This is a genomic window from Nocardia inohanensis NBRC 100128 (assembly GCF_001612945.1).
Classification (GTDB): Bacteria; Actinomycetota; Actinomycetes; order Mycobacteriales; family Mycobacteriaceae; genus Nocardia; species Nocardia inohanensis.
Genome location: NZ_BDBK01000001.1, coordinates 1,041,198 through 1,055,477, shown reverse-complemented (window position 1 = coordinate 1,055,477; position 14,280 = coordinate 1,041,198). Strand labels below are relative to the sequence as shown.

Sequence of the window (14,280 nt, the reverse complement as noted above, 5' to 3'; positions counted from 1 at the left end):
CTCTCACTTCGGGTTACGGGATAGCTCGGCGAAATGGCGGGTGCCCGCCAGCTGGGCGCCGAGTTGTTCGAGCAGCGGCGCGGCCTGGGCCATGCACACTTCGGGATCGGGTTCGATATCGGTCAGCGCGTACGCGTCCTCGATCCCGGAGCGGCGCAGCGTCTCTCGCGACAGCTCGCGCCGGCCGCATACCGCGACCACCGGAACTTCGGCCCGCGCCGCCGCCCGCGCCACCCCGATGGGGGCCTTGCCGTGCAGTGACTGCTCGTCCAGGGAGCCTTCGCCGGTGACGACCAGGCGCGCTCCGGCGAGCAGGCGATCGAAATCCAATTCTTCCAACAGGATTCGAATACCGGGTTCGATACGTGCGCCCAGGAACGCCAGCGCCGCGAAGCCGACACCACCCGCCGCGCCCGCTCCGGCCTGCGCCGCGATATCACCGGCGAGCGGATCCGCACGCAGATCCCGCCGGGCGATTTCAGCGAAACGAGCGAGCCCGGTCTCCAATTCGCGCACGGTCCCGGCCCCAGCGCCCTTCTGCGGGCCGTACACCGCGGCCGCACCGCGCGGGCCGAGCAGTGGATTGTCCACATCCGAGGCGACGATGACCGGCACCCGCAGCATGGCGGAGGTGTCGATCCGCGAGAGATAACGCAGTCCGGTCCCGCCCGGCGGAATGGGCTGGCCGGACGCGTCGAGCAGTCGCGCCCCGAGCCCGCTGAGCAGGCCCGCCCCGCCGTCGGTGCAGGCACTCCCGCCGAGCCCCAGCACGATTCGTTTCGCCCCGCCCGCGACGGCGGTGCGGATGAGCTCCCCGGTGCCCGCGCTGGTGGCGGTGAGCGCGGACACCGAGGTGGGCCGGCCGGGGAGCCGCCGCAGCCCGGAGGCTTCGGCGAGTTCGATGACCGCGGTCTCGTCCCGCATCGCGAACGAGGCGACCACCTTCTCCCCCAGCGGCCCGGTCACCGTGGTTTGCAGCCGGGTGTAGCCCGCCGCCACCATGGCGTCCACGGTGCCGTCGCCGCCGTCGGCGACGGGCACGGCCACCACCGGCAGCTCCGGCCGCACCTGCCGGAGTCCGGCCGCCAGGTGCGCGGCGACCTGCGGGGCCGTCAGCGACCCCTTGAACTTGTCGGGGGCGATCAGCACATGGCCTTCCTGCCACCCTTTGCGTCCGCCGCCGCGCACCTGGATCACCGTGCGCTCCCCGCCGTTTCGTACGCGGGCTGGGCCGCGATGGCGGTGGGCGCGTCGTCGAAGGAGTCCGCGAGGTCCTCGAATTCGTTCACATTGTCGATCTCGAGGCCCATCGAGACGTTGGTGACGCGTTCCAGGATGACCTCCACCAGCACCGGCACCTGATGTTCGGCGGCCAGCTGCTTGGCGCGATCGAACGCGGAGCCCAGATCATTGGGGTCCAGCACGCGAATCGCCTTGCAGCCCAGTCCTTCCGCCACCTTGAGGTGGTCGACGCCGTAGCCGCCGAGTTCGGGGCTGTTGATGTTGTCGAAGGACAGCTGCACGTAGTAGTCCATGTCGAACGCGCGCTGCGCCTGACGGATCAGCCCCAGGTACGAGTTGTTCACGACCACGTGGATGTACGGGATGTTGAACTGCGCGCCGACCGCCAACTCCTCGATGAGGAACTGGAAGTCGTAGTCGCCCGAGAGCGCGACCACGGTGCCGCCGGGATCGGCGGTGGCGACACCGAGGGCGGCGGGCAGGGTCCAGCCCAGCGGCCCGGCCTGTCCGGCATTGATCCAATGCCGCGGCTTGTACACGTGCAGCAGCTGCGCGGCCTGGATCTGCGACAGCCCGATGGTGGTGACGTAGCGGGTGTCGGGCCCGAAGGCGCGGTTCATCTCCTGATACACCCGCTGCGGTTTGATCGGCACCGCGTCGAAGTCGGTCTTGCGCAACATGGTTCGCTTGCGCGCCCGGCATTTGGCGGCCCATTCGCCGCGATCGGGCAGCCCGCCGTCCTGGGCGCGATCGTGGGCGACCTCGAGGAAGGCGGCGAGGGCGGCCCCGGCATCGGAGACGATGCCGTAGTCGGGCGCGAAGACCCGGCCGATCTGCGTGGGTTCGACGTCGACGTGCACGAAAGTGCGTCCCTTGGTGTAGGTTTCGACGCCGCCGGTGTGCCGGTTGGCCCACCGGTTGCCGATGCCCAGCACGAAGTCGGCTTCGAGCATGGTGGCATTGCCGTAGCGGTGCGAGGTCTGCAAGCCGACCATGCCCGCGTGCAGCGGATGATCGTCGGCGATGGTGCCCCAGCCCATCAGCGTCGGCACCACCGGAACACCGGTCAGCTCCGCGAATTCCAGCAGCAGGTCGGCCGCTTCGGCGTTCACGATGCCGCCGCCGGCCACGATCAGCGGCCGTTGCGCGGCGGCCAGCATCGACAGCACCTTCTCGGCCTGCGCCCGGCTGGCGGCGGGGCGGTGCACCTCGAGCGGCTCGTAGGTGTCGATATCGAATTCGATCTCGGTCAGCTGCACATCGATCGGCAGGTCGACGAGCACCGGGCCGGGCCGCCCGGATCGCATGAGCTGGAACGCCTTCTGGAAGGTGCCCGGCACCTGCGCGGGCTCCATCACGGTGACCGCCCACTTGCTGACCGGAGCGGCGATCGAGGCGATATCTACGGCCTGGAAGTCCTCCTTGTGCAGCTTGGCGACCGGCGCCTGACCGGTGATGCACAGGATCGGAATGGAATCCGCGCTCGCCGAATACAACCCGGTGATCATGTCGGTGCCGGCCGGACCGGAGGTGCCGATGCAGATCCCGATGTTCCCGGCCACGGCGCGGGTGTACCCCTCGGCCATATGCGAGGCGGCCTCCACGTGCCGCGCCAGCACATGCTTGATGCCGCCGTGCGCCCGCATGGCGCTGTAGAACGGGTTGATGGCCGCGCCGGGCAGGCCGAAAGCCTGTGTCGCGCCTTCCTTTTCGAGAATGAGTACCGCGGCGTCCACGGTGCGCATGCGTGCCATGTCAGATCCTCTCCCTCACCAGCACGAGGGTCTTGTCGGTCGATCGGGCGGCGGGCTGGTTCCGGGCTTGCACGGTCACCCGCTCCACCACCCAGCCGGTGGGCACGCCGACGGCGCACACACCGTGCCCGCCGGCCATGCGTGGCCCGTGCGGGCTCACCCGCGGCCCTTACCGGCCAGTGCCTCGGCGACCAGCAGCAACGCGGAATGGTCCAGGGAGCCGTGGCCCATGGCCTTGGCGGCGGCGATCAGCTGGGCGGTGAGCGCGCCCATCGGGATCGAGACGTCGGCCTGGCGGGCGGCGGCCAGGATGATGCCCATGTCCTTGTGGTGCAGGTCGATCCGGAAGCCGGGCTGGAAACTGCGCTCCAGCATGGTCTTTCGCTTCAGCTCCAGGATCTTGCTGCCCGCGAGGCCGCCGGCCAGCACGTCGAGGCCCTGCTCGGCGTCCGCGCCCAGGTTCTCCATCAGCAGGATGGCCTCGGCGATGAGGGCGTAGGTGCCGCCCACCACGAGCTGGTTGGCGGCCTTCACGACCTGGCCCGCGCCGTTCGGCCCAACCAGCGCGAAGGTCTTGCCCACGGTCTCGAAAACCGGTGTGGCGGCGTCGAAGTCGGCCTGCGCGCCGCCCACCATGATGGACAGCGTGGCATTGATCGCACCGGGTTCGCCGCCGCTGACGGGTGCGTCGAGGACCCGCAGCCGCTTCTTCTCGCCTTCGCGCGCGGTCCATTCCGAGGTGCGCGGGGTGATGGTGGAGAAGTCGATGTAGAGGGTGCCGGGCGCGGCGTGCTCGAGGATGTCGGCGAAGACCGCCTCCACGTGCTCGTCCTGCGGCAGCATGGTGATCACGATGTCGCGGTCGCGCACCGCCTCGGCCACGCTGCCCGCCGCCGCTCCCCCGGCCGCCTTCAGCTTCTCCAGCCCGGCGGGGTTGAGATCGAAACCGGTGACCTCGTGCCCGGCCCCGGCCAGATGCCCGGCCATCGGGCCACCCATGATGCCGAGGCCGACGAAACCAATGCTGCTCACTTGATCCACTCCCAATCCAGTTCAGGGTCTTTGTATTCCAGGCCGATGTAGCCCTCGTAGCCCGCGGCGTCGAGCGCGGCGTACAGCTCCGCGAAGTCCAGGACGCCGGTGCCGGGCCGGCCGCGACCGGGTGAGTCGGCGATCTGCACGTGCCCGATATAGCGGGCGTAGGCATCGATGACGCCGGTCAGGTTCTCGCCCATCCGGGCCAGGTGGTAGAGGTCGCACAGGAACCGCACATTGGGCTCCCCGACCTCTTCGACGATGCGCACGGCGTGAGCGGCGGAGACGATCGGATAGTCCTGCGACTCATAGGCATTCAGCGCTTCGAGCAGCACGGTCGCACCGATCCGGTCGGCGGCGCGGGCGGCCAGGCGCAGGTTCTCCAGCGCGAGCGCGTCCTGCTTGTCCGGGTCCTCACCGGCGATCCGGTTGCCGTACAGCGCGTTCAGCGCCTTGCAGCCGGTGCGTTCGGCGATCCCGACGGCGTAATCGATATTGTCGCGGAATCGCTGTTCCTGTCCCGGCACCGAGACCAGGCCGCGGCCCGCCGGAATGAGGTCGATGAAATTCAATCCGACCAGCTGTACACCGGCATCGGAGATCGCGTTCACGAACTCGTCGATATCCCGATCCGCGGGCGTCGGATCATCACCGAACGGCCACCAGAATTCCACGGCGTCGAATCCGGCCGCCTTGGCCGCGGCAGGACGTTCGAGCAGTGGCAGATCGGTGAACAGGATCGAAAGATTGACGTCGAATTTCCGGGAAGCTCCCCCGGCCGGGAATGTCATTGCTTTCCTTCGCGATAGGTCGTCCAGCTGCCGAATTCGGTGATGTCGATCAGCTGCGGATAGGAGACGGGCGGACGGCGCAGCACCATGGAGAGCACGGACCGCTGGTCATCGAGTTCGATGACGCCGAGCTCCAATTCCGGCGGTTCGGCGGGCAGCAGGCTGGTGCGCAGCACCTCCATGGGCACGTCGAACAGTTCGCCGGTAATCGGCGCGCCGCCGTCGGATACCGGGTGCAGGCCCGGGAATCGGTCACCGACCGAATAGAACCGGTATTGCGCCGCGGTGGTCACTTCGCCGGCGAACGGCGCGCCCGCCAGCAGGTGGTTGAGCGGTCCGCCGCGCATGGCGCCGCCGTTCAGGAAAATAAGGGGCATCGAAAGTTCCTTCCTCCCCGTTGGGTCGAATTATGTTGGTGGCGGCGCCGTTGCCGATAGCGACGATCAACACCAATCGGTGGAATCGATTCGCTGCCTATTTCGTAGATTCATCCAGCGCGGTCAGTCGCGGATGTCGTCGTCGAGTCGTTCACCGAGGTGATCGCCGGCGTCCTCGGCGGCGGCGAAGACCGACGCGCCGTGCCTGTTGCCGAGGGTGACTTCGTTGAACAGCAGGTTGAGCACGATGGCGACCAGGGCGGTGGCGCTGATGCCGGAATGCATGATGGTGCCCAGCCATTCGGGGAACGCGTCCCAGAACGTCGGCGCCGCAATGGGAATGATGCCGACGGCCAGGGCGACGCCCACGATGACCATGTTCAGGTTGTCGTGGAAGTTGACGCGGGCCAGGGTGCGGATGCCGCTGGCGGCCACCGATCCGAACAGCACGACCGCCGCGCCGCCTAGTACCGGGTATGGGATAGCCGCTACCACCGCGCCGATTACCGGTACCAGTCCTAGCAATACCAGCACCACGCCACCGGCGGCGACCACGAACCGGCTCTTGATGCCGGTCAGGGCCACCAGGCCGACGTTCTGCGCGAACGCGCTGCACGGGAACGTGCCGAAGAGCGGCGCGACGGTGGTCGATGCCATGTCCGCGCGCAGGCCCGCCGCCACCCGTTTCGAGTCGACGCCGGTGCCGACGATCTCGCCGATGGCCAGGATGTCGGCGGTCGTCTCGGTCATGATCACCAGGATCACGATGGTCATGGCGACGATGGCGCCGGCCTGGAAGGTCGGTCCGCCCACCGGCAGGATCGGCGGCAGTGCCACGATTTTCGCGTCGCCGACCGCGGAGAAATCGGTGCGGCCCGCGAGTGCGGCGGTGACGGTGCCGATCACGAGGCCGATCAGGATCGACAGTCGTGAGATCGCGCCCTGGAAGACGCGGCTGATCACCAGGATCACCACCAGCGTCAGAGCGGCGAAGCCGATATTGCCCATCGATCCGTAGGCGGGGTCCTTGGCGTTGTTGCCCATGGCCCAGCGCAAGGCGACCGGCAGCAGCGACAATCCGATCACCGTGATGATGGTGCCGGTGACCACCGCCGGGAAAAGCCGCACCAGGTGCGCGAAGACCGACGACAGTGCCAGGCCGATCAGGCCGGCGACGATGATCGCCCCGTACACCGACTGCAATCCATCGGAGTTCGAGATCGACACCATGGTGGAGACGCTCGCGAACGAAACTCCTTGCACGATAGGCAATCTGCTGCCAACCGGGCCGATGCCGAGAGTCTGTAACAGGGTCGCCAGGCCCGAGACGAACAGGCCCGCCGTCACCAGCATCGCCATCTCGCCCGGCGAGAGCCCGGCCGCGCCGCCCACGATCAGCGGCGGCGCGATCACCCCGCCGTACATGGTGAGAATGTGCTGGGTGCCGTAGGCCACCAGTTGCGGCAGCGGATAGCGTTCGTCCTCGGGACCCGAATGTCGTTGGTGGGTGAAGATTTTCATCACGCCACCGCCCCGCTCAGCAGAATCCCGGTACGGCATGCCACGCCGAACCCGGGTCGCTGGCGTCGTCGCGTTCCACGGCGGCCTCGATCAAGCCGTAGGGGCGATCGGCGGCGATGAACACCTCGCCGCGGTTCTCCACATGGAAAGGGCTCAGGTCGACCAGGAAGTGGTGTTTGTTCGGGGCCGAGAACTTGATCTCGGCGACCTCCGGATGTTGTTCCAGCACAGCGCGTCCCATGCTGTAGAGGGTCTGCTGGAGGGCGAGTGAATGGACGGCCGCGAACTGGCGCAGCAGCAGCGCCTTGATCGCGGCGTACGACTTGTCCCACGCCACATCCAGATGGTCGTAGCGCCAGCGGGCCACGAGGGAGGTCGCCATGATGCGGTCCTTGGTGGGCTGCAAGGTCGTGTACTTGTCCTCGAAGAACCCGTGGAATTCCGAACCGGTCGACTTGAACAGCACCAGGTCCTTGAGCCCGGAGATGACGTGCGCCTTGCGGTTCGGGCCCGCGCCGTCCATGTTCACCACGACGGTGCGGGTGCCTGCTTCCGAGCGCACGAACGAATGATCGTGGCCCGCGCCGTCGACCGGGATGCGGTCCCAGCCGTACTCCTCGATCTCGATGCGCGCCCCGTCCGCGCCCGGCGACCGCGCGATGAAATGGTCGGCGAGGGTGAGCGCGAAGTCCTCGATCGCGTCCACGCCCTTCTCCTTCGCGAAGGCGAAGGCGGTGTTCTTCTGTGTATCGGTGGTGAGAATGTCGCTCTGATCGCCCGTGATGTGAGCGTCGGCGAAGCGCCCGCGCAGCGAGCTGGAGACGTTCAGGTCTCGGATGCGGTGCCGGTCGGTGTCGCGGTAGACGCGCACGATGCGGTTCTCGGCCTTGCCGTATTGATTGGGTCCCAGCTGGATGGCCATGGCGATCAACTTCCTCGATAGGCGGAACAGGCGAAGGGGCTGAGCAGCAACGGGACATGCAGGCGACCGTCGCCGGTGGGGGTGAAAGTGATGTCCACGGCGGCCAGGAAATAGGTCTGGCCGGTGGACCTCGCATATGACGCGACGTCGAAAACCAGTCGGTGCGTGGTGATTTCGAGGTGATCGGGGCCGAGGTGCTCGATGCGGCCGTCGACGTCGGTGATGCCGTTGCCGAGCTCGACGGGTTCGCCGTCCCGGAGGCGCTCGAGGCGCACCGCCACACCGGCGGCCGGGCGGCCCAGCGCGGTGTCGAGCACGTGGGTGGTCAGCGCGCTCACGCGTGGATCACCTTGCCCAGGCGCAGCAGGGCGATCTTGCGGAGTTCGGTGGCGACGACGGCCGCCTCGGTCTCCTCGTCGTTGCCCAGGCGGAGCAGGACCGCGCCGAGGATCTCGGCACTGGTGAGGCCGGTGGCGCAGATCAGGAAGACGCGGCCGAATCGCTTCTCGTACAGGCGATTCGCGGAGTGCAGGGCGGCCGCGGTCTCGACGTCGGCGGCGACGCCGGGCTGTTCCTGACGCGACCAGGCCGCACCGTTGTCGTCACCGTCGCGGCGTTCGCCGATGCGCGGGTGTGCGGCGATGGCCCGATCGACCTCGGCGGGAGTGAACCCCTCGGCGAGCTTGTCGGCGGTGGCCAGCAGGTCGGCGAAGCCGGAATAGGGCCGGGCCTCCAGCAGCGCGTCCACCCATTCGGGTGCCTCGCAGCACTCCAGCAGGGCGGGCCGCAGGCGATCACCCGCCATCCCATTGAACTCGTCGAGAGTGACCATGAGCTGCACCTTTTCGCATCGCGGAAGTTCATTTCCGAATAACGAAATAGTGGCACAGGTCACGAAGGCACGTCAACAGTTTGTTGAAGTTCTGTTGACAAGTAGCGCACGAATGGGCGCTGACGTGCACGGAAACAACGAATCCCACTGCTGTGCAGTGGGATTCGGAGGGGTGCGAGATCGGGTCAGGAACGCGTGCGGTTGAGGTAGTTGTAGACCGTGAAGCGGGTGACACCCAGCGCCTCGGCCACCGTTTCGGCGGACTTGCGGTAGCTGAACGCCCCGCGCTCCTCGAGCAATCGCACCGCCCGCTGTTTCTCCGCCCGCGGCAGATCGGCCAGCGGCGTACCGAACTCGGCCGCGACGTCGTTCAACAGCCGGCGAATCCCGCCCTCGGTTTCGGAGTCGCCGCTCCCGAACCGCACGGCCGCCAGCGGCTCACCCTCCCACACCAGCGGCACATCGTCGGGCAAACATTCGGCGGCCGGTATCAACCGTCCCCCCACCCGCTCCAGCAGCGGCGCGACCATCAGCAACGCCGGGTGGCTCGGATCCACCGTCGCACTGTCACTCGTCATCGCGCTCGACCTGCAAGGTCACCCGAGACGCGCCGTGCGCGAAAGCCAGCGCCAGCACCTCCCCCATCGCCGGAATCAGAGCCTCACCCGGCCCCGCCACCGCAGTGCCGAGCGGCCCGAATTCGCAAGCCAGCCCGGCCTTCTCGAGCGCCCGCAACGTCTCGACGGCATGCGCCGGCGGATCCCCCTCACCGTGGAAGGGTTCGGTCGTGAATTCCGCGCGTAGCCGCATGGCCCTCAGGCTACAACCCGCCCCCGCCGCGACACCCCGGTAAACTTCCGCCATCCGGAAACTTCGAGAAAGCAGGCCAGTGACCGAGGCAGCCCCCGCCAACGGCCGTTCAGGCAGCGTCCAATCCATCGAACGCGCCTTCACCCTCCTCGAAATCCTCGCCGACCACGGCGGCATGCTCGGCCTCTCCCAACTCTCCGACCTCTCCGGCCTCCCCCTCCCCACCATCCACCGCCTGGTCCGCACCCTCGTCGACCTGGGCTACCTCCACCAGGAACCATCCCGCCAATACGCCCTCGGCGCACGCCTGATCCGATTGGGCGAAAGCTCAGCCCACATGCTCAGCCTGACCGCCCGCCCCCACCTCACCCTCCTCGTCGACGAACTCGGCGAGTCGGCGAACATGGCCATGCTCGACGGGGATCGAATCGTCTACGTAGCCCAAGTCCCCTCCCGCCACTCGATGCGCATGTTCACCGAAGTAGGCCGCCGCGCCCTCCCCCACGGCACCGCGGTGGGCAAAGCCATCCTGTCCGGGATGCCCGCCGACAAGGTCCGAGACCTGTTGCACCGCACCGGAATGCCCCGCTATACCGACCACACCATCACCGACCCGGCCGAATTCGCCCGCCAACTCGAAACCGCCGCCGCCACCGGCTACGCCACCGACGAAGGCGAACAAGAACTAGGCGTCCGCTGCATCGCCGTGGCAGTCCCCGAAGCTCCCGCACGCCTGGCCATTTCGATCTCCGGCCCGGCAGGGCGCATGACCGAAGACCTCCTGGATCGAGCCGTTCCACTCCTGACCCAAGTCAGCCGATCCCTCTCCGAAGACCTGCGCTGACAACCGGCTGGATCCTGCGCCTCCAACTTCATCCGTGCACTGGCGGCGGAACCGGAATCGGCAAGGCCGTCGCCCGCCGCTTGGCCACCGATGGAGATTCGGTAATCATCGTCGGCCGCCGGCTCCCCGTATTGCAGGCCGCCGCCGCGGAACTCAATGCCGAACTCGGGTTCGACCGCGTCACGGCCATATCGGCCGACATCGAAAAGCCCGACCAGGTCGAGGCACTCGTCGCGCGGATAACGACCGCACAACCTGTCGACGTGCTGATCAACAACGCCGGCGGTAACCCGGCGGCAGCCCCCAATGACCTGACCGGCATCGCAGCCGCCTACACCGACGCGTTCCGCCTCAACGTGATCACCGCGGTCCTGTTGACCGAAGCGCTCGTCCCCCACCTGACGAAGCCCGGCGGCCGAATCGTCTCGGTGAGCTCGATCGCCGCACTGCGCGGCTCCGGCCCCTACGGCGCCGCCAAGGCCGCCCTCCACGGCTGGTCCATGGGTCTCGCACAACAGCTTGCCCCACAAGGCATCACGGTTAATCTGGTAGCGCCGGGCTTCGTGCCCGCCACCGAATTCTGGACCGACCGCCTGACCCCCGCCCTAGAAGCCGAACGCATCTCCCAAGTCCCCCTCGGCCGCGCCGGCACCCCGGACGAGATCGCCGCAGGCATCGCCCACCTGGCCTCCCCCGACGCCGGCTGGACAACAGGTCAGGTCCTCCAAATCAACGGCGGAACCCTCCTCGGTCGCGGCTGACCGGAAGGACATGCTGGTTCGGAGTGCTCACGCGTTCTCGCAGAATTCAGCCCAGCCACGGAAGCTGTCGTTGCTCACTGTGATGGTCGAGCCGTAGTCGCACGGTCGGGTGGACGGGCAGCTCGGCGAGCTCGTCGAGGGTGAGAAAGCGGACCTCGGTGGATTCATCCGATACCTGAATTTCCCCACCGATCACCCGCCCGTAGTACACGACCGCGAACTCTTGCCGCACCTCCCCGTCCGAGTACTCGATGACATGCTCCGGATCGGTGTAGATGCCCAGCAGCCCCGTGATCCGAATATCCAGCCCCGTCTCCTCACGAGTCTCACGAACCACGCAGTCCTCCAGGGACTCACCGACTTCCATGATTCCGCCCGGCAATGACCAGTTACCGGAATCTCCACGCCGTTGCATGAGCACCCGGCCCGCATCATCCACCACCAGAGCTGAACCTCCGGGCTTCAACGAGTTCGGTTCGGGTGCGTCCGGGTCTTTGTAGTAATCACGCCGTGAGCCCATGGTTTCCCTCTGCTGTACAGGATCTCGACCACAAGCAGGATGACGGAACATAGGGCTGGCTGTCCGGCAAAACCATTCACGCTCGGTGGAGCGGGCTTAGTCCCCCGATCAGATGGTTGGAGCGGGGCCTGGCGGTGTATGTGCTGGGCCCGGATCGATCGTATCGGGGCGTGGAGGAGCTGGGGTGCGCTCAGAGCTGTTCGCCGCGTTCGCGGCGGCGGTCGGCATCCTGCTGGCGGGCTGCTTCTTGGCGGCGGGCTTCGGCGCGTTGTTGTTCGGCGCGCTCGCGCAGGCCGCGGAGGAATGCTTCGTCGGCGGCGGGGTCTTGGGGGACGTAGCGGCCGGGGCGGTCATATTCGGAGAAGCGGGTGGTCGGGCGGTGGCCGCTGGACTCGTGGAGGGGGCGGCCGAGGATGAGCCACAGGAGGGCGCCGATGGTCGGTACCAGGAGGACGATGAGGAGCCAGGCGCCCTTGGGGAGGTGGCGGACGCCGGTCTCGGGGCAGGTGATGATGTCGATCAGGCAGAAGATCCACAATGCCAGCGTGATCAGTCCGACGGCCGCGTACGGCATTGCCAATTCTCCTCGTGCTCGGGCGGCACAGCCGGCCGCCGAAATCCCCACCTCGGCCGGAAACGGCCCTGGTCAGGGACTTTACCGAAACTTCGGGAGGAGGGGAAACCGGCGGGTGGGTTTCGGCGGGTGAGGCCCGTCTCAGCTGCCCGAGGGGTGCGCCGCGGGATAGCGGGAGGGTGAACAGGGGTTCGAGGAGCCGGCGGTGGTGACCAGGTCGCAGAGGCCGCCGGTGAGCATGTGGATGGGGGTGACGCCGAGTAGGACGATCAGGCCGATGAGGTCGCCTTGCTGGGCGAGTACGACCGCGGAGTTGGCTGCCGCTGTCGCGGAATCGGCTGCGGAAGAACCGGTTCCGGCGATGGGGGCGGGCTCGGCTGCGGCTTGGGGTGCGAGGGCGAGACCTGTTGCGGCGGTGAGGGTGACGAGCAGGAGTGGGAGTGTATTGCGCATTTCTGGTCCTTGGCGGGTCAGCGCGGACGCTGGGTCATGTCGCGGTTCATGGTGGGGATCTCGATGCTGATGGGCATGCGCAGTTCGGACAGGTAGATGAGGGCGGCTTTGCGGAGGAATTCGTCGAAGAGCCAGTACGGGTCGCCGATCGGGGGTGCGATGGTGAGCAGGCCCTCGCGGACGGCGATGAAAGGGCCCCAACTGAATTGGAGCAGCGGGTCCCAGAGCGGCTCGCGCGGGATCGCCAGGTCGTCGGCGAGTTTGTCGCCGAGCAGGAAGCGGGTGAAGGAACCCAGGATCGGTTTGCTCAGGATGGCCAGGTCGATATTGCCGCCCAGGCCGAGCAGCCGGTCGGCGAGTTTCGCGCCTTCGGGGGTGGCGGCGATGATGGGGGCGAGGACCTGTGCCGCTTGGGAATTGGCTTCCGGCCACGAGTTGGGGATGTATTCGTCGCGGACGCCGAGCATATGTGCGGCCACCTGCCACGAGTGCAGGAAGCCCGCCGATTCGTCGGCCGGGATCGGCACGTTCCACGCGGTCAGATGCTTCATGACGGTGGTGGGCAGGCTGTGCCAGGTGACCATGATGTCGTTCTGGCTGATCGGAATGTCCTCGCCGGAGGAGTTCACCCAGTGCGGGGATTGCGGGAGCAGGTGCCGGACCGCGGCGTGCACCAGCCGCGTCTTGACACAGGTGACGATCATTTCCCCTTCGGGGGCATAGGCATTCGCATTGCCGATGTCGTAACCGAGCTTCGCCGTCTTGGAGATCCGATCCTTGAGATCCTGACCCCCTTTGGAGTAGTACACTGCCCGCGCTTCCTTGGGAATGACGGTGCTCATCATCCCGCTCGCGAACCCGTACAGCACACCGAGATACAGCCCGCGCTTCTTATTGAACCGGATCGCCGCATCCAGCTGCGCCGGTTCCGTCCACTGCGGCAGCCGGCGCGCGTACTCCATGAAATCCCGTAGCTCCGACGGCAATTCAGCGGGCAGCGCCTGACCGTTGCGAGTCCAGGTCCGCAGCAGCTCGTTGACCCGCGGAGCTTCACCCCGATCGATCAAACCGGCAACCAGCTCGTCCGCCTCGGGATCCCACACCCGCAGCGGATCAACCCCCGCCCCGGTTCCGGCAACAGATCCTTCCGGCGACCAGCTCCACGGTTCCGCCCGCGCGGGCGCCGCGATCGCCAGCGCGCCCACCGCCCCCAGAATCCCACCGGCCCGCAACGCTTTACGCCTGTTGAATACGTCCACGACACCACTCCTCGCTGAGTTCGAGTCCAGAATGGTGAGTAACTTAACAGTCCAACGGTCGATCTGTTCACGATTTCCGAAACCAGATCAGCACCCAAACAGTCAGCTATCGTGCATGAATCACAAGTAACTTATGCGAGACAGGTCAGGAGGTCTTCATACCGGGGACAGGCCACAGGTTCGCTGCCGTACCGCCGGCCAGGTGCTCCCGATAGGTGTCGATCTTTTCCCCGATGACGTCGAGGCACTCGGTCAGTTCGGCGATCTTGGATATCACCTGCCGCTGATGGTCGAGCAGGAGATCCAGGCGTTCGGCCTCGGTTCCGGGCCCACGCCGCGCCAGCTCCGCGAACCGGCGAATGACGGCCAGCGGCATGCCGGAAGCACGAAACTTGGTGCAGTAGAGCAACCATTGCAGGTCGGCTTCGCTATAGGTGCGGCGGCCTGCGCTGTCGCGCCCGACCGGTCCGGCGAGCAGACCTTCGCGCTCATAGAGCCGCAGGGTGTGGACGCTGAGGCCGGTGCGGGCAGCTACCTGTCCGATGGTCAGTGCGGAGTCGGTCATGGGCGCGATCCTAGGAGGTT

19 protein-coding genes are annotated in these 14,280 nt (G+C 67.2%); 2 read left to right on the top strand and 17 right to left on the bottom strand.

The window, feature by feature from the left end; genetic code table 11:
* Positions 1-3 precede the first annotated feature (3 nt).
* From NI1_RS05155 to NI1_RS05105, 12 genes are all read right to left on the bottom strand, one after another.
* Positions 4-1,197: a glycerate kinase gene (locus NI1_RS05155; RefSeq protein ID WP_245663070.1), complete on the bottom strand. Its 1,194-nt coding sequence runs from the start codon at positions 1,195-1,197 to the stop codon at positions 4-6.
* A complete protein-coding gene (gene gcl / locus NI1_RS05150; RefSeq protein WP_067814455.1) occupies positions 1,194-2,996 on the bottom strand; it encodes a glyoxylate carboligase in 1,803 nt (600 codons plus the stop codon). The genes NI1_RS05155 and gcl overlap by 4 nt, the downstream gene beginning before the upstream one ends.
* A 1-nt stretch (position 2,997) precedes the next feature.
* A complete protein-coding gene (locus NI1_RS37750; protein WP_157534942.1) occupies positions 2,998-3,156 on the bottom strand; it encodes a hypothetical protein in 159 nt (52 codons plus the stop codon).
* Positions 3,153-4,028, bottom strand: coding sequence for an NAD(P)-dependent oxidoreductase (locus NI1_RS05145; protein WP_084522548.1), 876 nt, complete (start codon positions 4,026-4,028; stop codon positions 3,153-3,155). The genes NI1_RS37750 and NI1_RS05145 overlap by 4 nt, the downstream gene beginning before the upstream one ends.
* Positions 4,025-4,822 carry a hydroxypyruvate isomerase family protein gene (locus tag NI1_RS05140; RefSeq protein ID WP_067814453.1) on the bottom strand — a complete coding sequence of 266 codons (798 nt, stop codon included), beginning with the start codon at positions 4,820-4,822 and terminating at the stop codon, positions 4,025-4,027. Before NI1_RS05140 ends, NI1_RS05145 begins: the two co-directional genes overlap by 4 nt.
* Positions 4,819-5,199, bottom strand: a complete 381-nt coding sequence (locus tag NI1_RS05135) for an allophanate hydrolase-related protein (RefSeq protein WP_067814450.1) — start codon at positions 5,197-5,199, stop codon at positions 4,819-4,821. Before NI1_RS05135 ends, NI1_RS05140 begins: the two co-directional genes overlap by 4 nt.
* A 123-nt stretch (positions 5,200-5,322) precedes the next feature.
* Positions 5,323-6,720: a nucleobase:cation symporter-2 family protein gene (locus NI1_RS05130; protein ID WP_067814448.1), complete on the bottom strand. Its 1,398-nt coding sequence runs from the start codon at positions 6,718-6,720 to the stop codon at positions 5,323-5,325.
* 16 nt (positions 6,721-6,736) lie between these two features.
* Positions 6,737-7,642, bottom strand: a complete 906-nt coding sequence (gene pucL / locus NI1_RS05125; RefSeq protein WP_067814446.1) for a factor-independent urate hydroxylase — start codon at positions 7,640-7,642, stop codon at positions 6,737-6,739.
* 5 nt (positions 7,643-7,647) lie between these two features.
* On the bottom strand, positions 7,648-7,980 hold the full coding sequence (gene uraH, locus NI1_RS05120) for a hydroxyisourate hydrolase (RefSeq protein ID WP_067814444.1): 333 nt from the start codon (positions 7,978-7,980) through the stop codon (positions 7,648-7,650).
* Entirely contained in the window at positions 7,977-8,474 is a 498-nt protein-coding gene (gene uraD, locus NI1_RS05115) for a 2-oxo-4-hydroxy-4-carboxy-5-ureidoimidazoline decarboxylase (protein ID WP_067815404.1), read from the bottom strand. Before uraD ends, uraH begins: the two co-directional genes overlap by 4 nt.
* 185 nt (positions 8,475-8,659) lie before the next feature.
* Complete coding sequence (locus tag NI1_RS05110; protein WP_174564448.1) at positions 8,660-9,052, bottom strand: helix-turn-helix domain-containing protein; 393 nt, start codon at positions 9,050-9,052, stop codon at positions 8,660-8,662.
* The gene (locus NI1_RS05105; protein WP_067814442.1) at positions 9,042-9,284 is read right to left on the bottom strand and encodes a thiamine-binding protein; all 243 of its coding nucleotides are present in this window, start codon (positions 9,282-9,284) and stop codon (positions 9,042-9,044) included. Before NI1_RS05105 ends, NI1_RS05110 begins: the two co-directional genes overlap by 11 nt.
* Before the next feature lie 79 nt (positions 9,285-9,363).
* On the opposite strand from NI1_RS05105, the gene NI1_RS05100 reads away from it, so the two are divergent.
* Together NI1_RS05100 and NI1_RS05095 are read left to right on the top strand one after the other, a co-directional pair.
* Positions 9,364-10,128 carry an IclR family transcriptional regulator gene (locus tag NI1_RS05100; RefSeq protein WP_067814440.1) on the top strand — a complete coding sequence of 255 codons (765 nt, stop codon included), beginning with the start codon at positions 9,364-9,366 and terminating at the stop codon, positions 10,126-10,128.
* Positions 10,125-10,889, top strand: a complete 765-nt coding sequence (locus tag NI1_RS05095; protein ID WP_369690124.1) for an SDR family NAD(P)-dependent oxidoreductase — start codon at positions 10,125-10,127, stop codon at positions 10,887-10,889. The genes NI1_RS05100 and NI1_RS05095 overlap by 4 nt, the downstream gene beginning before the upstream one ends.
* 46 nt (positions 10,890-10,935) lie before the next feature.
* On the opposite strand, the gene NI1_RS05090 is transcribed toward NI1_RS05095, so the two are convergent.
* The 5 genes from NI1_RS05090 to NI1_RS05070 all read right to left on the bottom strand — a co-directional run bounded on the left by NI1_RS05090 (position 10,936) and on the right by NI1_RS05070 (position 14,260).
* A complete protein-coding gene (locus NI1_RS05090) occupies positions 10,936-11,331 on the bottom strand; it encodes an NUDIX domain-containing protein (protein ID WP_245663069.1) in 396 nt (131 codons plus the stop codon).
* A gap of 268 nt (positions 11,332-11,599) precedes the next feature.
* On the bottom strand, positions 11,600-11,983 hold the full coding sequence (locus NI1_RS05085) for a PLD nuclease N-terminal domain-containing protein (RefSeq protein ID WP_067815399.1): 384 nt from the start codon (positions 11,981-11,983) through the stop codon (positions 11,600-11,602).
* Positions 11,984-12,124: 141 nt separating this feature from the next.
* Positions 12,125-12,436 (bottom strand): hypothetical protein, encoded by a 312-nt coding sequence (locus NI1_RS05080; protein ID WP_067814434.1) that lies wholly within the window; start codon positions 12,434-12,436, stop codon positions 12,125-12,127.
* 17 nt (positions 12,437-12,453) lie between these two features.
* Positions 12,454-13,695: an oxygenase MpaB family protein gene (locus tag NI1_RS05075; protein WP_067814427.1), complete on the bottom strand. Its 1,242-nt coding sequence runs from the start codon at positions 13,693-13,695 to the stop codon at positions 12,454-12,456.
* Between the two features lie 145 nt (positions 13,696-13,840).
* A complete protein-coding gene (locus tag NI1_RS05070) occupies positions 13,841-14,260 on the bottom strand; it encodes a MerR family transcriptional regulator (protein ID WP_067814425.1) in 420 nt (139 codons plus the stop codon).
* Positions 14,261-14,280 lie beyond the last annotated feature (20 nt).